Below are 20,289 nucleotides of genomic sequence, written 5' to 3'. Positions count from 1 at the left end.
CGTCAATCGATCGTCAACTCGGTGAATCGATCCGCCCCGCGCTCCAGCAGGAGTTCGGCCACCTTGGTACCCAGATGAATTGCCGCTTCGTCGTCCGCCTCGGCGCTCATGTGCTCACGGAGAGTTTCCGTGCCACTCGGATGAGCGACGACGGCGTCCAGGCGAAGCTTCCCGTCGGTGATCTGAGCATGAGCGCCGACGGGAGCCGCGCATCCGGCCTCGAGCCGGAACAGCAGCGACCGTTCGGCCAGAACCGCAATCCTGGTCTGGGAATCATCGATCTTGGCGAGGCCCGCCATGATCTGCGGAGCGGTCTCATGGGTACGGTATTCGACCGCGAGGCACCCCTGCCCCGCGGCGGGCAGAAATCTCGTGGGGTCCAGGAACTCCGTTACGACCTCGCTGAGACCCAGACGGGCCAATCCGGCGGCCGCGAGCACGACCGCGTCGAGGTCACCATGGGTCCCGCGTCCGACGCCCTTGTCCTTGGAAGCATAATGTTCCAACCCGCGCACGCGGGACAATCGGGTTCCGACGTTGCCTCGAATGTCCGTCACGACGCAGTCTGGCCGAAGCGCTCGAACCTGTGCGGCTCTCCGGGGAGAGCCGGTACCGATGGTTGCCCCTTCCGGCAATTCGTCCAAAGTCATTCCGTCCCGACCAACCAGGACGTCCCTGGAATCTCCACGGGGAGGATAGATCAGAGACAGCTTTCCGTCGAAGAGATCCTTGGTCGGAAGATCCTTGAGCGAATGAACCGCCACGTCCACGGCTCCGCCCAGAAGTTCCTGGCGCAGGGCCGCGGCGAAGACCCCGGTTCCGCCCAACTGTGCGAGGGGACCAGAGATGACGTCGCCGGTCGTCGTGACCGTTTTGAGCTCGGCATTCACGCCGGCATCCACCAGCATGTCCGCGACGTGCTGGGATTGGGTCGTCGCGAGCGCCGAGGCTCGCGTTCCTACGAGCACCTTGGTCATACCGTCTTGGACTCTTTTCCCGCGGCCACCGCATGGTCCGCGATCACGGGTTTGATCGCCTGAGCGCGAGCCGGGAGGCAACAATTCGTATCGCACCGATCGAACCATCCTTTGCCGCCGCATGCGCTGCGACGAAGCGCATCGAGCTCCACCGGGTCCTGGGAAGGCGCCGTATCCACGAATCGCTCGGCGATGAGGTCGCGCAAAGACCGCACGTATGCAGGGTGAGTTCCCGGCGTCGGGACCCTCACTGCCTGAATGCCCAAATCGTCGCACGTTTCCATGGCCTCGGTATCGAGGTCCCATTTGACCTCCATATGGTCGGAGACGAACCCCAGGGGAACCATTACGATGCCGTCCACGGAGCCCTCGAGCGCTTCCAGGGCATCGTTGATATCCGGTTCAAGCCACGGAGTCGAAGGGGAACCCGAGCGGGACTGATAGGCCAGCTCCCAGTCGCAATCCGCCAGCAGCTCTGGATTCGCTTCTTCGACCTGGCTGAGAATCGCTCGTGCCGCTTGCAGGTGCTTCTCGACGTAAGCCGAACCGCCTTCGTACTCGACCCCGCGGGGCCCGGCCTCGTTCGCAGCGGTCGTGGGCACGGAGTGGGTGCAGAACATGATGCGGATCCGACCATTTCCCGCCGCCGGTTGCGCCGTGGACCGGATCTTCTCCCTGAGCTCTTCGAGACCGTGGATCAGCCCTTCGACGAAGGCTGAGATGAAGCCGGGGGCGTCGTAATGTTGGCGAAGCTTGTCGATCTGGACTTCACCTTCCAGCTCAAGCTTCTCCAGAGCGATTCCGTAGTCCTCGCGGTATTGCCGGCAACTCGAGTATCCGGGGTAAGCGCTGGTCGCCAGCACCAGAAGTTTGCGGTACCCCTTGTCGTAGGCCTCCTGGACGACGTCGCTGACGTACGGCTCCCAGTTCCTGTTGGCCCAGAGAACCGGTACGTCCGGACCGTTCTCCTCGAGTTCTCGGCGCAATGCTTCGAGAAGGTTGCGGTTTTGTTCATTAATGGGACTGACGCCGCCGTTGGCCCGATAATGCGTTGCGACTTCTTCGAGCCGCTCGTCCGGGATGCCTCGTCCCGCGGTGACGTTGCGCAGGAAGGGAATGACATCGTCTTGGCCTTCGGGACCCCCGAAAGAGGAGAGGATCACTGCGTCGTACTTCTCGGGGGCCTGCGAGCGCGGGCGCCCGATGGTCTCTTCCGAGACGAAGTCGGTCACGCCTTCGAGAGTCTTCGGACCGTTCGTCGCCGTGTTGTTGGGATCGGTCCGGTTCGGAATCGGGTCCGCTTGCGTCATGTTCATCGGAGGACCTCCACAACCTCGTCGGCGCCGATGCGGCGTCCGGTATAGAACGGGGTTTCTTCACGCACATGCAATCGCGCCTCCGTGTTGCGGAAATGACGCATCAGGTCGACGAGGTCGACCAGTTCGGGAGCTTCAAGGGCAAGTACCCACTCGTAGTCATTGAGCGCGAAGGTCGCGATGGTGTTCGCGAGAACCTGCGGATAGTCCCGGCCCTTCATACCGTGGTTCTTGAGCATTTCGGAGCGGTGCTTTTCATCCATGTAGTACCAGTCCCAGGACCGCACGAACGGGTAAACGCAGACCCATGCTTCGGGGTCCTTACCTCGTGCGAATGCGGGGGCATGGTTACGCGTGAATTCGGCATCACGGTGGACTCCCATGGTTGACCACACGATTTCTGTACCCTCGAGCGCGGCCGTACGGCGAAAGTCGCGGACCGCAGCCTGAAGATCTTCCGGATTGTCCGCATGAGTCCAGACGAGAATGTCGGCGTTGTTCCGCATTCCGGAGACGTCATACATCCCGCGGACGGTCACGCCCTTTGCTTCCAATGCTTCGACTGTGCTTTCGAGCTCGGAAGCTGCCTCGGGCGTGTGCGCGTTCTCGGAAGCCTGGCTTCCGCGCGCGAACACGGTGTAGAGCGCGTAGTAGAGGCGATCATCGCCGGAAGCGGCCCGATTTTCCGCTGCCTGCGTGGTTCCCGAATTCTGTTCAGCCATGAGATGACCTGTCCTTTCAGTGCCTGCGCCTCGATCGGAGGCGTTTGGTGCGTCTATTTCGCGTATGGTCTCTGTGAAGTCCGGGGTCTGAGTGAGGTTCGGATTCCATGGACCGGCCACGCTTTACCCAAGATCGAGCTCCGCGATGGTCTTGCGCGTGTCCGGAACCAGCGAAGCCAGGCCCGTTCCGGACAGCCAGGCGCCGACGGAAGCGACCCGGCTGAGTTTCGAGAGGTTTTGCCGGAAGTTCTTGACCTTTTGGGCATGGCCCACGGCAACGTGAGGCATCGCCGTCTTCCACCGGACGACGTCGGCGCCCAGCAGGTACTTCCGGTTAAGGCTCGTGCCCATGATGCGGGACGCATCATGCAGGGCGAGGCTCATGAGTTGCTCGTCCGACAGCGTCAGTTCGGTGATCGATTGTCCTTGGGAGGTCGTGCCCCGTCCGTAGGAGAGTCGAAGGACATGGCGGTGCTCTCCGGCCCGGTCGGCGATCCACTGCCATTTTGCGGTGGCGTGAGTCAGTGCTTTGGCACGCACGGTGCGCACCTGATCGCTGACCAATACCCCGGTGCCACGGGGCGCGGAGTCCAGTGCAGGTGCGTCGAGAACGAGGGTCGCCAATGCGATTTCCGGTCCGCGTCGAGCTTCGGGCAGAAGGTCACTGTCCAGGTGCGGGCCGAGAAGGCGGACCGTCGTCGGGCCGTCCGTTGCAAGAACCAGCACGTCAGCCGTGAGGGCAGCTCTCTTGCCGGCCGCCCCTTCCTGCCGGCGGATCGCGATCCAGTTCTGGGTCACTTCATCTCGGTCGATCGCGATGACGTCGCAACCGGCCAACAACCGAACGCCACGACGGGTGAGATCGTTGACCAACGCTTCCGAAAGCTGGTTCATCCCGCCCTCGAGACCCGCTACCTGTGACCCTGCCGGAGCGTTGGCGCGAAGCACTGCCGCGGAGGCTCCGAGTGAACCGTAGGTCTTGATGCCCTCCCGCAGACCGGGCGCGACGGCGTCCACGTCGAGTTCGTCCGGGTGCGTCGAATGGATGCCCATCGTGACCGGAGCGACCAGGCCGTCCACGACGTGTTGGCCCATTCGTGCTTTGACGAGTCCACCCAGAGTTTTCTGGTGCGATCCTACGGAGGCCGGCAAGTAGCGGTCCATCGCGGCTCGTCGTTGCCCGGCCGAAGTGAGCGCGGGACGCAATTGAGGATCATTCGGATTGGCGGGAATGCCGAGTATCCCTGAAGAAGGCATCGGTACCGGTCCGCTCGGCAGGTACAGCCACGAGCCCGCGCGAGACGGGACCGTGCGTGAATGCCCCAGCCCGAGATCGTCAATGAGCTCCGCGACCGAGCCGTTACGAGTCGCATAGGATTCCGCGCCCGAGTCGAGGACCATCCCTGCTACCTGGTGCGCGCCGACGGCTCCGCCGAAATGGTCCCGGGTCTCCGTGAGAACGACCCGCAATCCTCTTTCCGCGAGTTCGCGTGCGGCAAGCAGTCCGGATACACCGCCTCCGACGACGAGAGCGGTTCTGGCCTTGCGCTTCCGCGCGCCCGAAGAGGACTTAGCGGACGTGGCGGAGGAATCCTCCGACGACGCGGGCGTTTCGGCGCTCTTGAGGGTCTTGGCCTGGGCCGGAGTGACTTTCTGAGGTTCGGGTGCCATCGACGCTAACTTTCATGTATGAGTTCGACGAGCCGGGTCAGCACGGCGGGGTCCGTGCTCGGCGGGACGCCGTGACCCAGATTCACGATGTGAGCCACGGCGGTCTTACCCTTCGAGAGTACGTCCATGGTGTGCTTCTGCAGAACATCCCACCCCGCGTCGAGCAAAGCAGGGTCGATATTGCCCTGGAGCGGGGTCTCCGGGCCCACCCGGCGCGATGCTTCGTCCAGGTCCAGCCGATAATCCACACCGATGACGTCGGCCCCGGCTTCTTTCATCGCCAGGAGGAGTTCTCCGGTCCCGGTACCGAAGTGGACACGAGGAACTCCATAAGGCTCAACGGCCGCGAGTGCACTCGCAGAATGCTTCATGACGTGTTCTCTGTAGTCGCGTTCCGGCAACGACCCGGCCCACGAGTCGAAGAGCTGGACCGCACTGGCCCCCGCCTCGATCTGAGCAGTCAGGAACTGCCCGGCGACTCGTGAAACCCAAGAGGCCAGAGCGTCCCATGCTTCCGGATCCCGATGCATCATGGTTCGTGGGCCCAAATGGTCCCGGGATGATGAGCCTTCGGCCATGTATGCGGCGACGGTGAACGGAGCCCCTGCGAAACCGATCAGCGGGGTCTCGCCGAGCTGGTTCACGGTGAGCGCTACTGCCTCACGAATCGGGTCGAAAGCCGAATCCGGGACCTCTGGCAAATGGCTGATGCGTTCCATCGTGTTGTAGGGGGCACCCATGACTGGCCCTCGCCCCGGCACGATATCGACATCCAGGCCAGCGACCTTGAGCGGCACAACGATGTCGGAGAAGAAGATCGCAGCGTCCACGTTGTGACGACGGACGGGCTGCATAGTGATTTCCGACGCCAAGGACGGTGTCAAACACGACTCCAACATGGTGGTGTCTTCACGTGCGGCACGGTATTCCGGCAATGAACGACCGGCTTGACGCATGAACCAGACTGGGGGGTGCTCAGGGCGGTCTCCGACCATGGCACGAATCATTGGTGACTGCGCTGTCCCTGCCGATCGCAAGGGATGACTGGACGGAAGAAGGGCAAGTTGCGCTTCGGTCAGCATCGGCCGTTGCGTGAGATTCGGAGTCGTCATAGTAGTTCCATTGTGCCAACTTGGCACGCGGTTTTTGCGGACAGGTTGTCATCACCACGACATGGTCGCGAGCCTCACTCCCGAACCATTTCACAGCCTCGTGGACCGTGGTTATTATGAGTGAGTCGTGGTTTTGTTTTCGCTGGTTTCATCGCACAAGAACGTTGACCTGAATACCGTCGCTCAGTTGTCGACGGGCGTCGGGGCGCTCAAACACACCCTCGTGGACGAGGGGCCTCTCAGTGGTTTGGTCACATTGTCGACCTGCAACCGCCTGGAGCTTTACGGCGAAGCGCCAACTCATCGAGATGGTGTTGGGCCCTCCCTCGAAGCCATCATGGACGAGATTTCCGAAGCGGCAGAGCTCGATCCCTCCTTCGTACGAGGCTCCTTCGAAGTTTTCTATGACGAGGATGCTGCCTCTCACCTCTTCACCGTCGTTTCTGGTCTGGAATCTGCCGTCGTGGGAGAGCGGGAAATCACGGGTCAGGTTCGCCGAGCTCTCGTGAATGCACGCGAAGAAGGATCCGCGTCTGGGGAACTGATCCGTCTCTTCGAGGCCGCTGCCCGAACCGCACGAACCGTGGGAACGCAGACTGCGCTCGGCGAACGAGGCAGGTCAATCGTCTCCGTGGCTTTGGATCTCGCCGAAGAGGTCACGCCCATTCCGTGGCAGCAGGCACGGACTCTTGTCTTCGGAACGGGAGCCTATGCAGGAGCAACAATGGCGGCACTCAGCGCGCGCGGGTGCGAGAACGTCTTCGTATACTCCGCTTCCGGACGCGCCGGAGAATTTACCGCCAAGCGCGGCGGAATCCCGGTGAACGATGAAAACCTGTCGGCGACTATGAGCTCGGCCGACGTCATCATCGGATGCAGCGGTGGCTCGGTCCCCTTCTCTTCGGAAACTTTCCCCGAGGGGAACCGCATCGTCGTCGACCTCGCGCTCACACGGGATTTCGACCCATCGATCGCGGATCTGGACGGCGTGGAACTGATTACTCTCGAGTCTGTTCGACTTGCGGCACCCGAGGAAACGAACGAATCGGTCTCCGCTGCGCGGGAAATCGTCGATCGGTCCACGCGCGAATTCCGCGCCCACCGCAATCAGCAGAACGTTGACGCTGCCATAGTGGCCCTCCGACGCCACACGATGGAGGTACTGGACGCGGAGATGGACAAGGTCCGTCACCAGTACGGATGCGGCGCACAAGCCGATCAGCTGGAATTCGCCATGAGGCGAATGATGCACTCGTTGCTCCACACCCCCATGGTCAAGGCCCGGAAGCTCGCGGCCGAGGGCAGGGAACAAGAATTCATGGATGCGATCGAGGCCCTGTATGACATTTCCGTCGCAGAGCCGGAATCCGAAGACCTTCCCGCGGTCAGTCCATCGCGTGAAGTTCGACACGACTTCCAGGAACAGTCAAAGGCATCCTGACTAGGGTAAATAAGTCCTATAGTAGATCCGTGACCCTTGGCGGATCCGCACAGTAGACTTTCAGTTTTCTGAGCGAAGTATCCCCGGTGGGTCATCGTCGGCGTGGCCCCACCCCAAGTCGACCCTCGACTCGTCATGATCAGCAAAGGACTTCACGATGCCTGGCTCACCAGACCCTTGTCCGCGCGCCGGGGCAGCGACTCGCATGCCGGGGCCTAAGAGGCGGCGGCAGTTGCTTTCCACCGCGCGCAAACACTTCGCCGAACACGGATTCCACAACACCACGATGGAAGACATTGCGGAGTCGGCCCAGGTGTCCAAGCCCGTGCTCTACCAGCACTTCACCGGGAAGAACGAGCTCTACTGCGCGGTTCTCGACTCGAGTATCGAGCTTTTCGAGAATCAGGTCATCACTCCCCTGCTCAGAGACATGGACAATGAGACTCGGACCCGAAAAATGATCTCGAACTTCATCGACGTGGTCATCGACGATCACGACGCGTACCGCATTATTTTCGACTCGGACATGCGGGGCGACCCTTCGGTCGCTACGAAGATCGACGGACTGGTCTCTCGGGTTTCCCAGAGGCTGAGTCGAACCCTGCAGGTCAACAGCGCACTCGATGCCGAGGACTGCGACTTTCTCGCCCAGACTCTGGTGGGGCTGGCAACATCCGCTGCACGAGTGGTTTCTTCGACGAACGACGCCGAGAAGCAGGTACGACAACGGTTCCTGCTCTTCAAGCTCGCGTGGCGCGGCATCGAGAGCGTCGACAAAAGCTGGGCCTGACTCCCGCGCTCAGCGAAATCGAGGGCGAACCGCACGACCGCTCCGACCTCGTTGAGTAGGCTGGGGCACAAAGCAGTTCCCGCCGCCATCCGAGGAGGAATACGCATGGAAATCAAGATCGGCATCAAGGACGTGGCCCGAGAAGTCGTCGTGGAGTCCGAAGAGACCCCCGAAACGATTCAGGAGCAAGTCGCCGAGGCGCTCGAGAAAGAAACTCTCCTGAAGCTCTCCGACAGCAAGGGCAACATTACCCTCGTCCCGGGCGCCTCGATCGGCTACGTCGAGATCGGTGCCGAAACTCGCCGGCACATCGGTTTCGGTCCGTTCAGCGAGGGCTGATCCGAACACCGTCAATACACCGCTCAAGAGGAGGACCCGCCCGAAGTGGCGTACGTCCTCCTCTTGACGCGTATTGCGAGATATAATAAACCAACACCTGGATGCCCGGTCGTTGCCTGTTGAGTTGACTTCCGCCACGTTGCGCCATCTCGGCCCCGAGGCAGTGCGCATCACCTGATGATTGTTGCGATCGGCTTCCTACCGATCCTTTCGACCGCAAACAAATTCCGAGACCCGCGCTCCCGGCGCGAGGCCAGGTCACAGCGCGACGACACACATCGTCCGCCCCGCGGTCACACCATCGACCGAGCGGAGCTCATCCCGTGAACGAAGAAAACAACAACGAGACCACCGTGCTCGAAGAAACACCTGAAACCGTGCAGGAGAAGCTCGTGGCCGAGACTCCTGCCGTGGACGAGGTCGCCCCGGAAGAAGACAAGACTTTTGCCGATTTCGGGGTCCGCGACGACATCTGCGAAGCCCTCGCCGAAAAAGGGATAACTCATCCCTTCCCGATTCAATCCCTGACATTGCCCGTCGCCCTGTCCGGCCAGGACATCATCGGCCAGGCGAAAACGGGAACCGGAAAAACCCTGGGATTCGGTTTGCCCGTACTTCAGCGCGTCGTCGGGCGCGGTGACGACGCATGGGGTCGACTCAAGTCCCCGGGCGCACCCCAGGCCTTGATCGTGGTTCCTACCCGTGAACTGGCCGTCCAGGTCGGAAACGACATCTCGGTCGCCGCCAAAAAGCGCAATGCGCGTGTAGCGACGATCTACGGCGGACGGGCTTACGAGCCTCAAATCGCCGAGCTGGAAAAGGGCGCCGAGGTAGTGGTGGGTACGCCGGGTCGCCTCATCGATCTGCACCGTCAGAAATACCTCAATCTCTCCCAGGTTGGAGCGGTCGTTCTGGACGAGGCCGACGAGATGCTGGATCTCGGCTTCCTGCCCGACGTCGAGCGTCTCCTGTCCTCCGTACCCGAGGTTCGCCAGACCATGTTGTTCTCTGCAACCATGCCGGGTCCGGTGATAGCGATGGCCCGACGCTACATGTCCCACCCGATGCACATTCGTGCCTCGACCCCGGACGACGAAGGCGCAACCAAGAAGGACATTCGACAGGTCATCTACCGCGCTCACCCGATGGACAAGGACGAGCTGATCGCCCGTGCTCTGCAGGCCAAGGGGCGCGGACGGACCATTATCTTCACCAAGACCAAACGAGCGGCCGCGCGCCTTGCGGACGAGCTCGTCAAGCGCGGATTCGCTGCCGGCGCCATCCACGGTGACCTCGGCCAGGGAGCTCGTGAGCAAGCGCTCCGGGCCTTCCGGAATGAAAAAGTCGACGTCCTCGTGGCTACCGACGTCGCCGCTCGCGGTATCGACGTCGAGGACGTCACCCACGTGGTCAATTTTCAGTGTCCGGAAGACGAAAAGATCTATCTGCACCGCATCGGCCGTACGGGGCGAGCGGGCAACAAGGGAACCGCCATAACCCTCGTCGATTGGGACGACGTCCCCCGGTGGTCTTTGATCAACAAAGCGCTGGACCTCGGAGTGCCCGAACCGGTTGAAACCTATTCTTCTTCCAAGCACCTCTACAACGATCTGAACATTCCGGCTGGTACAAAGGGCAAGTTGCCCGTGAGTCAGCGCAAGCATGCCGGATTGGGTGCAGAAGCGGTTGAAGACATCGACGGCGGCCACTCGCGCAAGCCTCGCACTGGCGGACGCGACGACAAGGGCGGGAACCGCTCGGGAAACGGTGGCCGCAGGAACAGCCCTCGCGGTGGGCGGTCCTCCGGATCCCGGAATGATCGGAAGCAGCCGGACGAGAAGTCGTCGCGCAATCGTTCGGAGAACCATACGACCGAAACGGACTCCAAGCAGTCGGAGGCTCCTCGGCGCCGTCGCCGTCGTCGTCGCAGTGGCGGGGACTCGGGCAATCAGGCACGTTCGGGTCAGTAGATCCTGCCACTCGTGGGAATCGAGCTGACGGGCCCGGACCTCATCATCCGGGGCGACAATCAGGACGTGCTTGCGCAATTGCCGAGCAGCGAATTTTCGATGATCTACGTGGACCCGCCCTTCAATACGGGGCGGGCCCAAGTTCGCCGTAGCCTCAGGAACCAGCGGGTCGAGCCCGACCAGGCTGACCGTAAGGGATTCAAGGGACAGAGCTACACGAGTGTCCTCGAATCCCTCTCGAGATACGACGACGCGTTCGAGGACTACTGGTCATTCCTGCTTCCGAGACTCGAAAAAGCCCGGGAGCTGCTCGCCGAATCGGGCACCCTGTATCTGCACTTGGATTATCGGGAAGTTCATTACGCCAAAGTCATGTGCGACATGATCTTCGGCCGCGAGTGTTTTCTGAACGAGATCATCTGGGCGTACGACTACGGGGCGCGCGCGAAAAAGCGTTGGCCGGCCAAGCACGACAACATCCTGGTGTACGTGAAGAACCCGAAAAAATACCATTTCGACTCGGAAGAAGTCGATCGGGAGCCCTATATGGCGCCGGGACTGGTCACACCAGAGAAAGTGGCGCGCGGCAAATTGCCGACCGATGTCTGGTGGCACACCATCGTCTCGCCCACGGGCAAGGAGAAGACCGGATACCCCACGCAGAAGCCTATGGGTTTGTTGCGCCGTATGGTTGCGGCCTCGTCCCGTCCCGGCGAGTGGTGCCTCGATTTTTTCGCCGGTTCGGGAACCCTCGGCGCCGTTGCCCAATCGCTCGACCGCCGCTTCGTGTGCGTCGATTCGAATGATCAAGCGATCGAGGTGATGCGCCAGCGGCTGCCGCAGGCGAAGCTTCTCGAAGCCTAGAGACACACGCCGCGCGACTGCGCCTGGATTTCCTCCAAGGACTGCCTCGTCGTGGTGTTCTCTCCGAGCCGATTCGGTTTCCCCGCACCGTGATAGTCGCTGGATCCCGTCACGATGAGGTCATGGTTCCGGGCGAAGTCGAGTAGCCATTTGCGATCGTCCTCGGAATTGTCACGGTGATACACCTCAAGACCGGCCAATCCCGCCGCAACCATCTCTTCGAAGACTTCCGGTCCCACGACTCGGCCCCGGGAGCTCGCCAGGGGGTGGGCGAACACCGGAACTCCACCGGCTTCTCTGACGAGGGCAACGGCAAGAGCAGGGTTCGGCGCATAGTGGGGCACATAGTATTTCGTCCGGGTGGTCAGAATAGTGCCAAAGGCCTCGCTCCGATCCTTGCACACGCCCTTCGCGACGAGGGCATCGGCGATGTGGGGACGGCCCACCGTCGCGTCTTTGCCGACCTGGTCCTCCACATCCTGCCAGTTGATAGGAAAGTCCTCACTCAACCGCTCGACCATCTTCTGTGCCCGGGTGAGGCGTGCCGCGCGTGATTTCTCAATTTCCGATCTGAGTCCTGGGGCCTGGGGGTCGTGGAGGTAGCTCAGCAGATGCACGGAGACTCCGTCGTCCGAGGCACACGAGACTTCCATTCCCGGGACGAATTCGATACCGCATCGTGACGCCGCCTGCGCGGCAGGTTCCCACCCGACGGTCGAATCGTGGTCGGTCAGCGCGACCGCTGTGAGCCCGGCTCGAGCCGCCTGCTCCACGACTTGGGCGGGGGTTTCTGTCCCGTCGGAAATATTCGAATGGGTATGAAGATCGATGCACACACATCCAATCTACTCGGTGCCCGTGGACGCAGGGGCGGTACTTGGGCGATATCGTGGAGTTATGACTTCGAATAATTCCCCAGAAACACAGGATTCCTCTGAACAGCAGCCGCTCGAAGAACGCGTCGGAAATCGGTCCCAGCCGCCGCGCTCTCATGCTTTCAAGGAATTCATGGGCACGAACTGGGCACCTTCCGCCAAAGCGCTCCCCCAGCGTGCCTCGGTTGCCGACTTCGCCGCGCAGCGACGTGCGGCGTTGTCGGCAAAATTCCCCGGCGAGCGCCTCGTAATTCCGGCAGGACCGCTCAAGACCCGCTCGAACGACACGGACTATCGTTTCCGCCCTCATTCCGGTTTTGCCCACATGACGGGTCTCGGCGTCGATCACGAACCGGACGCCGTTCTGGTCATGGAGCCCCTGGACGAGCCGGAAGCCGACGGTTCGGCCCATGAGGCGACTCTCTATTTCCGCCCTCTGGCAGGACGCGATTCGGAGCAGTTCTATTCCGATCCGCGTTACGGCGAATTCTGGGTCGGCCCCCGTCCGACCTTGGAAGAAATCGAGTCGGAGTACGGCATCCAGTGCCACGATCTCTCCGACGTCGAGGTCGCAATCACCAAGAACGCAGGGCCCCAGGCTCTTGGCGGGGTCCGGGTGCGGTTGTTGCGCGAGGTCGATCTGAACGTGGATGCGCTGGTCGACACCTCTCGGTACAACACCAGCGTGGACCTCGAGGAGTCGGATTCGCTCGACAGCCAGCTGACCGAGGCTCTCTCCGAACTGCGCCTCGTCAAAGACGAGGAAGAAATAGCCAACCTTCGGAGATCCATAGCTTCGACCAAGGTCGGTTTCGAGAACATCATCCGGGCCCTCCCCCAGGCGCGCGATCATCACCGCGGCGAACGCATCGTCGAAGGCGCATTCTTCGCGGCCGCGCGCGCCGAGGGCAACGACGTCGGTTACGAGACCATCGCCGCCTGCGGGAACAACGCAACCGTGCTGCACTGGATTCGGAACAACGGAACTGTCGAGGACGGAAAGCTGATCCTCGTCGACGCCGGAGTCGAGGACGATACCTTGTACACGGCGGACATCACCCGCACGATGCCGGTCAACGGCACATTCTCTCCCATTCAGAAGAAGGTCTACGACGCCGTCCTGGAAGCTTCCGAAGCCGCGTTCCGCGCCGCGGTACCAGGCAACAAATTCCGTGACGTGCACGCGGCGGCCATGAAATCCCTGGCCGAGTCCCTCGACTCGTGGGGGCTGCTTCCGTGCACCGTCGAAGAAGCTATTTCCGACGAAGGCGGCCAGCACCGTCGCTGGATGCCCCACGGGACGAGCCACCACCTCGGCCTGGACGTCCACGACTGTGCACAGGCCAAGCGCGATCTCTATCTCGATGGAACCATCGAGCCGGGGATGGTCTTCACGATCGAACCGGGCCTGTACTTCAAGGAAGACGACCTCGCGATTCCGGAAGAATATCGCGGCATCGGTATCCGGTTGGAGGACGACGTGCTCATTACCGCCGACGGACCGGAGAACATGAGCGCCGACTTCCCGAGGACCACGGAAGCCATCGAAGCCTGGATCGCGGAACTCTCCCGGTAGAACCGACCCCAGTGAACACGACGCCCCCGGACCACGAGGTCCGGGGGCGTCTTCGTTCTTGAGTTCTTTCTCCGAGGCCTGCGGCCGGCGTCTATCCGCGAGGAGGGTCAGGCCGCTCTTCTGGGGAAACCGGCCCTTCCCGACCTTCCGTCGTTTCGGGGTCGCCGGTGGAACGGGGTGGCTGGTTCTCGGCACGAATACCGAAACGGGGCCGCCCGTCGGGCAAGTCCTTGAAATCCCGTGCCTGGGAACGGTCCGTGGATTCGCCGGGCGCCTGTCCCCCTGGTTGAGGTTCTGCGGCCGCAGGCCCCTGCGGAGCTTGCGGAGCATTTCCGCGTTCTTGGGGGTCCGGCTGGCCCCACGGCCCCTGACCGCCGGGCTGACTGGGTCGGGTACCAGGCTGCTGCGATGAGCCGTGTTCGTCCTGCGGGAAGTAGGGCTGTTCACGAGGTGTGGGCCGAAGCGTGGGACGGTTCGATGAGCCTCCGAGGAGGCGCCGCGCCTCGCCTGCTTCTTGTGGCGAGCACACCAGGTCGTAGCTGCCCGCGACGAGTTGTCCGACCGCAGTGAAGCTGCGGTGCCCACCACGACGGGAGAAACCGACAATCGCCAGGATCATCCAGAAAGCCACGCCAAGTGGTATCGATGTGAGGAATGCCGACAAAGGAGACTCGTGGCTGAAGACCATGAGAAGAAAACCGAGCACGACTCCGTAGAACAGGCCTTGCAAGGCGCCGGAAGCCGCGACACGAGCATAGGAAAGGGTCCCGACGACGTGCTCGACCTGTCGCAGGTCCGAGCCGACGATTGCGAGATTCTGCACGGGAAAACCACGATCGGCCAGGAGGTCAACCGCCCCCTGCGCATCCTGGTACTTGGAGAACTTCCCCACGGTGACGGACCCCGCGAGCTGTTCGGTCCGCATCGCGGCGAGTCTGGACTTTCCGGAATTTGCCATACTAGCCATTTTCCCTGACCACGGGCTTGACCGCCAACCATAAGGGTGTGTATCGCCACAGGTGAACCGAGAGGATGTTTCCAGCGGGTACATGTGAGTAATCTGATTGAGTGAGCAACGTACCGAGCAGAATCTTCATCGCCAGGCTATTGGGCCTTGATGTTTTCGATCCCGTAGGCGACCGACTGGGCCGGCTGCGGGACGTCGTCGTGCTCAACCGAGACGCCCAGCGCAAACACCTGCAACCGCTCGTGGTGGGTATTGTGGTCGAAGTCCTCGGGAAGAAGCCTGTCTTCGTCCCGATGACCCGAGTCAACAGCATGGACGCGACCCAAGTCATCGTGACCGGCCTGGTCAATCTTCGCCGATTCGAACAGCGTGGCGCCGAAGCTTTGGTCATCGGTGAGTTGTTTGACCGCAAGGTCCATTTCAAGGACAACACCGGCGAGGCCACGATCGAAGACTGCGCGATGGAGCAGACCAAGAACGGTGATTGGAAAATCACAGAGCTCTTCGTTCGTCGGACGGCAAGTACGGGTCGGCTCATGCGTCGCAAGAACGAGACCCTTGTGGTCGACTGGGAAGACGTTGTTTACGGCACCGCCATGGACCCCCAGGGGGCCTCGCACTTCTTGGCGACTCACGAGGACACCCAACCCGCCGACCTCGCGGATGCTCTCCACGACCTGAACGACAAACGCATGCTCGAAGTCGCCGAGGAGCTTCAGGACGAGCGCTTGGCCGACGTGCTGCAGGAATTGCCAGAAGAGGACCAAGTCCAGATCCTGTCCAACCTGGACATCAAACGCGCCGCAGACATTCTTGAAGAGATGGAACCGGACGACGCGGCCGACCTCCTCAACATGTTCACGGATGCCCAGCGCGAAACCTTGTTGCAGAAGATGAAGCCGGACGATGCAGAGGACGTGCGCCGCCTTCTCGAATACGAGGAAGGAACCGCAGGCTCACTCATGACCCCGGTGCCGATTATTTTGCCCCCGGAGGCAACAGTAGCCGAAGCCTTGGCGCACATTCGTCAGGAGGAGATCAGCCCGGCCGTCGCCGCGGCCGTTTTCGTGTGCCGTCCTCCGCTCGAGGCACCGACCGGCCGCTACATCGGCATGGTTCATATGCAGCAGCTGCTGCGTTTTGCCCCGCCCGAACCCGTCGGCAACATCATCGACCGGAGTATCGAGCCGATCCCGGACGTCGCTTCCCTGGAAGACTTGTCCCGGGTGCTGGCCACTTACGACTTGACCATTATCCCCGTCACCAACGAGCACGACAGGCTCGTCGGGGCTGTGACCATCGACGACGTACTCGATGCGCTCCTCCCAGAAGACTGGCGCACCAACGACGACGGAACTCCCGTCCGAAAGGTGGGACGCAAATTTGAGTGAAACGACCAAAAGCCGTAGAAGCCGTGATACCCACCGCGCTGGCCTCGACATGCCGCTGGCCAGCAAGCCCAAGTGGTACCAGCGCTATCGACCCAACCCCGAGTCATTCGGCGTCATGACGGAATCCTTCGCACGGTGGATGGGCACGCCCCAATTCCTCGTGTGGATGACGATCTTCGTGACCGTGTGGCTCTTGTGGAACACCTTGCTCCCGGAGAGTTGGCAGTTCGACCCCCGCGCGCTGAACTTCACCCTGTTGACACTCATGCTCTCGTTGCAGGCTTCCTACGCCGCACCGCTGCTGTTGCTGGCTCAGAACCGGCAGGACGACCGCGACCGCGTCGTCGCCGAAGAGGACCGTCAGCGAGCACAGCAGAATCTCGCGGACACGGAGTATCTGACCCGGGAGATCGCCGCCCTGCGCATCGCTCTGCGAGAGGTCGCTACCCGCGACTTCGTCCGCTCGGAGATCCGAGACCTCCTGGAGGAAATCGTCCAGGACGCGCGGGACCAGGGCAAAGTCGAGGCCGAGGATGCCGGCGAACAACAGCGGAAGAAGTCGGACTTGTCATGGCCGGCTAAAGAGGCCGAGCCCAAGACCTCGATCCTGGATATCGCGAAAGCAACCGACGGAGCTTCCGGCTCGAGCACCGCACCGCCTCAGCGGAGAACACCCCGTGAGGCGTCTCCAAGGAAACCCGATGAATTGAGGAAACCCGATGAATGAGGCCCTGCGTGCAGCACTCTCGGGAGTCATCGACCCCGAGCTGCGCCGCCCGATCACCGAACTGGGAATGGTCACCGATGCGGAGTTGGACGGGGCCACCGCGCATATCGGCATTAAACTGACGATCGAGGGGTGCCCTCTCAAAAACACGATCCAGACCGACGTTCGCGAGGCCGTCTCTCAGGTGGACGGCGTCGAGGACGTCGAGATCGACCTCGGCTACATGGACGCGGAGGCTCGAAACCGGCTCAGGGACCAATTGGGTCATACCAAGACCAACCCCTTTGCGGATCCGGCAAACCTGACCCAGGTCTACGCAATAGCCTCGGGCAAAGGCGGCGTCGGCAAGTCCACCGTCACGGCGAACCTCGCGGCGTCGTTGGCCTCGAGCGGTCTCTCGGTAGGGATCGTCGACGCCGACGTGCACGGGTTCTCGATCCCCGGGCTGCTCGGGATCACTCAGCCGCCGACCAAGCTCGAGGACATGATCCTTCCCCCAGTGGTAGAAGTCCCCGAGTCGGAAAGAACCGGGCTGGGCAAGGACCGGATTCCGGGATCGATCAGAGTCATTTCGATCGGTATGTTCGTCGAAGACAATCGACCCATCGCATGGCGCGGTCCGATGCTGCACCGGGCCCTCGAACAGTTCCTGACGGACGTCCACTTCGGAGACCTGGATGTTCTGCTTCTCGACCTGCCGCCGGGTACGGGCGATATCGCTATTTCCATGTCCCAACTCGTCCCCAACGCGGGACTCGTGGTCGTCTCCACTCCCCAGGTTGCCGCCGTAGACGTCGCCGAACGCGCCGGAACCATGTCACTTCAGACGGGCCAGAAAGTCGTGGGCGTCGTCGAGAACATGGCCGCGATGATCATGCCGGATGGCACCCGCATGGACATATTCGGTTCCGGGGGCGGTGAGAAGCTCTCTGAGCGCCTCACGGAATCTCTCGGTGCTGACGTCCCCTTACTCGGATCTGTTCCCTTGGATCTGGCCCTTCGCGAAGGAGGAGACGACGGGGTGCCTGTGGTCTGGTCGAACCCGGTATCGCCGTCGGCAGTCGCTCTGAGGGACGTCGCAGAAGGGATTCGGGGACTCAAACGAGGTCTCTCGGGCCGGAGCCTTCCGCTGGATCTGCACTAGCCCTGGCGGATCGAGGTGAAACCGATCCGGAAGAGCGCATATGACAAGGCCGGACGATGCTAATCGTCCGGCCTTAGTGATTCTTATAAAGTTCTCGGGGTCAGGTTGCTTCCGTGTCGTACGGCGCGAGCTGACCGGGTGACAAACGGCTGGTATTGGTCGCCGGCGGAGTCGATGCCTGGGTCTGCTCCTGTTTCAGCTCCTCGTCGTCTTCCAAAAGGGCCTCGCGTACGATCCGCCGAGGATCATATTGCCGAGGATCATAAGCCCGCCAGTTGATGTCCGACAGCTCTGGGCCGAGCGTGTCCTTCATGTCATCCTTTGCCTCCATTGCTGTACGACGCAATGACTTGATGAGGTCCTTGAGCTGCCGCGCGTACTCAGGCATGCGCTCAGGACCTATCACCACAAAGACGATAACGGCCAAGACGAGGAACTCGGCACCGTTGATTCCAAACACACCAGAACATTACCAGCCCTAACCGGGTACGAGCCGTCCTTTGTGATGGAGGCCTATGTGGCATGCGCGTCGTCGCCGTGCCTGGTGTTCCCCGGCGTCACGAATGCGTGATGGGATCCAGGCATTCCTTCAGAGACTGAGCCTCGTCCTTGGTGATTTCGAGGACCAAACGGCCTCCGCCCTCAAGGGGAATCCGCATGATGAGGGACCGGCCCTCTTTCGCGACCTCCATGGGTCCTTCACCGGTTCTCGGCTTCATCGCGGCCATTGTTGCTCCTTGTCGGATTGACGCTCATCGCCGAGGAACAGAGGTCCCCCGGTTGCCCAATGATAGCTCCATCACCTTAACAACCAGGTTGCGGTCCCGATGTGACCTCTACGGTGGATAGTCACCGCCACTAGGCAGTTCTTTCCAATGCCATAGCCACCCAATCCAAATAAGTTGCCCCAGGGCTGCCCCGACGAGCAGTGTTGTGCGGTAAGCGCGCGAATCCGAGACAGCCACCAGAGGCGCTGCAAGAGGAAACACTGGAAGCAGCAACCGGAAAGTGGAGGACTGCGGAAACAGAAAGACCAGCAAATACGCGACATAGGCGTAACACCAGTACCGGATGTTACGCGGCAACGTCGTCAAAACGGCCCGGCTATGCATTACCCACAAGAAGCCGACGACCAGCATGAGAAGTACAAGGGGACCCGGTTCTCCCAGGTAATTCAGCGCTTGGTCGATCCAGGGTTGGAACGGAAGGAGATGCTCTCCGCGCCAGGCGGTTTCCGTCGCCGTGTACGCGTCGTATCGGCCGGTAGCGATCCACGCAATGGCGGGCCACGCCAGAGCGCAGACGCAGGCAAAGAGCCCCACCGCGAGATACCGGGCCGAGGCTCCGAACGCCACGACAAATCGTCGGCGACCGGTTGCTTCGATCTGTCCTCGGTAGGCGATGACGAATCGCGTCAGCCACCAGCATCCCATCGCAAGGGCGATCGGGACCCCCACAGGTCGGGACAAGCAGGTCGGGATCAGCACTATCGAACAGATGACCAGATTTCCGCGGACCAGAGCGAGGAGAAATCCCGCGAGAAACATGAAGTTCATGGACTCGGCGTAAGGCACTTGAAGGATCGGCGCGACCGGGCTCAGGAGGACCAAGGCCGTCGTCCAGAGCGCGAAACCGTCGATACCGTGACCCGGCTGCTTCAGGCCCAACCCGTGAAGGATGCGACGTGGGGAAACATATTGCTCCCCACCTACGTCTTCAGTACGGGTCGCGACGGCCCGTGCAGATGTGAATAGTCCGTAGAGAAGAATCGAAGCGACCGCTCCGCACGCTATCGAGACCAGGCCTCCCGCCGCTGGCCAGGAAAGGCCGGTCACCTTCATCAGAACCGACGTCGTCATGGGGAACAGTGGATAAAAGGCCCAGGGGTTCTGGTCGACGGTGCCCGACATATCCACTGGAAGGACACTCGGATATCCGATCTCGGCGATATGCCGATACCAATCGCTGTCCCAGATACCGATGAACTGCAGATAACTCAGGGGTCCCGCTCCCCAGGGACTGGCTTGCTGTTGCCGCCCGACAAGAGTGAACGCCGCCCATCCCCAAATGCGCGTAGCAGTGTAAACGCCCAACACCCAAGTCCAAATGGGCAGTCCCAGGACCCATAGCCTGAAGCTGGCCACCGCGTGGGTCATGAGGTGTTTCGCGGGACTCACGTGTGGTTACTATGTGTGACCGGGCGTTCGGTGCCGGAAGCACCTTGGCCGTCTTCCAGAGGCCCTCGTTCGGGTCCGGGGCAGTCGATACCATCGCGAGATGCATACTCGGCACCGGAAAGCCGGTCGGCTCCCAGAACGGCGCACGAGATGAGGACGGCCGCCAAGATGACGAAGGTCAGTCCCACCAGGATAAAGTTCATACACTCATTCTGGACTATGAGAATGAA

Annotated in this window: 20 protein-coding genes; 9 read left to right on the top strand and 11 right to left on the bottom strand. The window is 61.6% G+C overall.

Annotated features, from left to right (window positions below; all coding sequences use genetic code 11):
• Nucleotides 1-2: 2 nt before the first annotated feature.
• The 5 genes from hemC to hemE form a co-directional block, all read right to left on the bottom strand.
• On the bottom strand, nt 3-977 hold the full coding sequence (hemC, locus tag sake_RS04670; RefSeq protein WP_129359971.1) for a hydroxymethylbilane synthase: 975 nt from the start codon (nt 975-977) through the stop codon (nt 3-5).
• Complete coding sequence (locus sake_RS04665; protein WP_129359972.1) at nt 974-2,293, bottom strand: ferrochelatase; 1,320 nt, start codon at nt 2,291-2,293, stop codon at nt 974-976. The genes hemC and sake_RS04665 overlap by 4 nt, the downstream gene beginning before the upstream one ends.
• A complete protein-coding gene (hemQ, locus tag sake_RS04660; RefSeq protein ID WP_129359973.1) occupies nt 2,290-3,015 on the bottom strand; it encodes a hydrogen peroxide-dependent heme synthase in 726 nt (241 codons plus the stop codon). The genes sake_RS04665 and hemQ overlap by 4 nt, the downstream gene beginning before the upstream one ends.
• Nucleotides 3,016-3,138: 123 nt before the next feature.
• The gene (gene hemG / locus sake_RS04655) at nt 3,139-4,686 is read right to left on the bottom strand and encodes a protoporphyrinogen oxidase (protein ID WP_129359974.1); all 1,548 of its coding nucleotides are present in this window, start codon (nt 4,684-4,686) and stop codon (nt 3,139-3,141) included.
• 5 nt (nt 4,687-4,691) lie between these two features.
• On the bottom strand, nt 4,692-5,798 hold the full coding sequence (gene hemE / locus sake_RS04650) for a uroporphyrinogen decarboxylase (protein ID WP_178945541.1): 1,107 nt from the start codon (nt 5,796-5,798) through the stop codon (nt 4,692-4,694).
• 127 nt (nt 5,799-5,925) lie between these two features.
• On the opposite strand from hemE, the gene sake_RS04645 reads away from it, so the two are divergent.
• The 5 genes from sake_RS04645 (at nt 5,926) to sake_RS04625 (ending at nt 11,202) form a co-directional block, all read left to right on the top strand.
• On the top strand, nt 5,926-7,239 hold the full coding sequence (locus sake_RS04645; RefSeq protein WP_178945540.1) for a glutamyl-tRNA reductase: 1,314 nt from the start codon (nt 5,926-5,928) through the stop codon (nt 7,237-7,239).
• 232 nt (nt 7,240-7,471) lie between these two features.
• The gene (locus sake_RS04640; RefSeq protein ID WP_165000986.1) at nt 7,472-8,029 is read left to right on the top strand and encodes a TetR/AcrR family transcriptional regulator; all 558 of its coding nucleotides are present in this window, start codon (nt 7,472-7,474) and stop codon (nt 8,027-8,029) included.
• Between the two features lie 105 nt (nt 8,030-8,134).
• A complete protein-coding gene (locus sake_RS04635; protein WP_129359978.1) occupies nt 8,135-8,368 on the top strand; it encodes a DUF3107 domain-containing protein in 234 nt (77 codons plus the stop codon).
• A 323-nt stretch (nt 8,369-8,691) separates the two neighbouring features.
• The gene (locus sake_RS04630) at nt 8,692-10,338 is read left to right on the top strand and encodes a DEAD/DEAH box helicase (protein WP_371811944.1); all 1,647 of its coding nucleotides are present in this window, start codon (nt 8,692-8,694) and stop codon (nt 10,336-10,338) included.
• Nucleotides 10,339-10,356: 18 nt separating this feature from the next.
• Nucleotides 10,357-11,202, top strand: a complete 846-nt coding sequence (locus tag sake_RS04625; protein WP_371811973.1) for a site-specific DNA-methyltransferase — start codon at nt 10,357-10,359, stop codon at nt 11,200-11,202.
• On the opposite strand, the gene sake_RS04620 is transcribed toward sake_RS04625, so the two are convergent.
• Nucleotides 11,199-12,038, bottom strand: coding sequence for a PHP domain-containing protein (locus tag sake_RS04620; protein ID WP_129359979.1), 840 nt, complete (start codon nt 12,036-12,038; stop codon nt 11,199-11,201). The genes sake_RS04625 and sake_RS04620 overlap by 4 nt on opposite strands.
• A gap of 61 nt (nt 12,039-12,099) precedes the next feature.
• Between sake_RS04620 and sake_RS04615 the strand changes: the two genes are divergently transcribed.
• Nucleotides 12,100-13,653 carry an aminopeptidase P family protein gene (locus sake_RS04615; RefSeq protein ID WP_129359980.1) on the top strand — a complete coding sequence of 518 codons (1,554 nt, stop codon included), beginning with the start codon at nt 12,100-12,102 and terminating at the stop codon, nt 13,651-13,653.
• Nucleotides 13,654-13,744: 91 nt separating this feature from the next.
• Here the strand turns inward: sake_RS04615 and sake_RS04610 are convergent, their stop codons facing one another.
• A complete protein-coding gene (locus tag sake_RS04610; RefSeq protein ID WP_178945539.1) occupies nt 13,745-14,611 on the bottom strand; it encodes a general stress protein in 867 nt (288 codons plus the stop codon).
• Between the two features lie 110 nt (nt 14,612-14,721).
• Between sake_RS04610 and sake_RS04605 the strand changes: the two genes are divergently transcribed.
• Genes sake_RS04605 through sake_RS04595 form a run of 3 tightly spaced genes read left to right on the top strand, consistent with a single transcriptional unit; the run spans nt 14,722 to nt 17,882 of the window.
• On the top strand, nt 14,722-16,011 hold the full coding sequence (locus tag sake_RS04605; RefSeq protein WP_129359982.1) for a magnesium transporter MgtE N-terminal domain-containing protein: 1,290 nt from the start codon (nt 14,722-14,724) through the stop codon (nt 16,009-16,011).
• A gap of 49 nt (nt 16,012-16,060) precedes the next feature.
• Nucleotides 16,061-16,738 carry a DUF1003 domain-containing protein gene (locus tag sake_RS04600; protein ID WP_178946275.1) on the top strand — a complete coding sequence of 226 codons (678 nt, stop codon included), beginning with the start codon at nt 16,061-16,063 and terminating at the stop codon, nt 16,736-16,738.
• Complete coding sequence (locus sake_RS04595) at nt 16,731-17,882, top strand: Mrp/NBP35 family ATP-binding protein (RefSeq protein ID WP_178945538.1); 1,152 nt, start codon at nt 16,731-16,733, stop codon at nt 17,880-17,882. Before sake_RS04600 ends, sake_RS04595 begins: the two co-directional genes overlap by 8 nt.
• A gap of 100 nt (nt 17,883-17,982) precedes the next feature.
• Here the strand turns inward: sake_RS04595 and sake_RS04590 are convergent, their stop codons facing one another.
• The 4 genes from sake_RS04590 to sake_RS04575 all read right to left on the bottom strand — a co-directional run bounded on the left by sake_RS04590 (nt 17,983) and on the right by sake_RS04575 (nt 20,262).
• Nucleotides 17,983-18,342, bottom strand: coding sequence for a twin-arginine translocase TatA/TatE family subunit (locus sake_RS04590; RefSeq protein WP_129359984.1), 360 nt, complete (start codon nt 18,340-18,342; stop codon nt 17,983-17,985).
• A gap of 97 nt (nt 18,343-18,439) precedes the next feature.
• Entirely contained in the window at nt 18,440-18,610 is a 171-nt protein-coding gene (locus sake_RS04585) for a DUF3117 domain-containing protein (protein WP_129359985.1), read from the bottom strand.
• Nucleotides 18,611-18,718: 108 nt separating this feature from the next.
• Entirely contained in the window at nt 18,719-20,059 is a 1,341-nt protein-coding gene (locus sake_RS04580; RefSeq protein WP_129359986.1) for a hypothetical protein, read from the bottom strand.
• The gene (locus sake_RS04575; protein ID WP_129359987.1) at nt 20,056-20,262 is read right to left on the bottom strand and encodes a hypothetical protein; all 207 of its coding nucleotides are present in this window, start codon (nt 20,260-20,262) and stop codon (nt 20,056-20,058) included. The genes sake_RS04580 and sake_RS04575 overlap by 4 nt, the downstream gene beginning before the upstream one ends.
• Between the last annotated feature and the right edge of the window lie 27 nt (nt 20,263-20,289).

Origin of the sequence: Kocuria sp. TGY1127_2, assembly GCF_013394385.1 — a bacterium.
Classification (GTDB): domain Bacteria; phylum Actinomycetota; class Actinomycetes; order Actinomycetales; family Micrococcaceae; genus Rothia.
The sequence above is the reverse complement of the archived record's forward strand: the minus strand, read 5'-3'. Positions and strand labels throughout refer to the sequence as shown.

Bases quoted from the DNA above. Each gene is read 5' to 3' on its own strand.
- hemC (WP_129359971.1), bottom strand. From the start codon at position 977: ATGACCAAGGTGCTCGTAGGAACGCGAGCCTCGGCGCTCGCGACGACC.
- sake_RS04665 (WP_129359972.1), bottom strand. From the start codon at position 2,293: ATGAACATGACGCAAGCGGACCCGATTCCGAACCGGACCGATCCCAAC.
- hemQ (WP_129359973.1), bottom strand. From the start codon at position 3,015: ATGGCTGAACAGAATTCGGGAACCACGCAGGCAGCGGAAAATCGGGCC.
- hemG (WP_129359974.1), bottom strand. From the start codon at position 4,686: ATGGCACCCGAACCTCAGAAAGTCACTCCGGCCCAGGCCAAGACCCTC.
- hemE (WP_178945541.1), bottom strand. From the start codon at position 5,798: ATGACGACTCCGAATCTCACGCAACGGCCGATGCTGACCGAAGCGCAA.
- sake_RS04635 (WP_129359978.1), top strand. From the start codon at position 8,135: ATGGAAATCAAGATCGGCATCAAGGACGTGGCCCGAGAAGTCGTCGTG.
- sake_RS04615 (WP_129359980.1), top strand. From the start codon at position 12,100: ATGACTTCGAATAATTCCCCAGAAACACAGGATTCCTCTGAACAGCAG.
- sake_RS04610 (WP_178945539.1), bottom strand. From the start codon at position 14,611: ATGGCAAATTCCGGAAAGTCCAGACTCGCCGCGATGCGGACCGAACAG.
- sake_RS04600 (WP_178946275.1), top strand. From the start codon at position 16,061: ATGCCGCTGGCCAGCAAGCCCAAGTGGTACCAGCGCTATCGACCCAAC.
- sake_RS04595 (WP_178945538.1), top strand. From the start codon at position 16,731: ATGAATGAGGCCCTGCGTGCAGCACTCTCGGGAGTCATCGACCCCGAG.
- sake_RS04585 (WP_129359985.1), bottom strand. From the start codon at position 18,610: ATGGCCGCGATGAAGCCGAGAACCGGTGAAGGACCCATGGAGGTCGCG.
- sake_RS04575 (WP_129359987.1), bottom strand. From the start codon at position 20,262: ATGAACTTTATCCTGGTGGGACTGACCTTCGTCATCTTGGCGGCCGTC.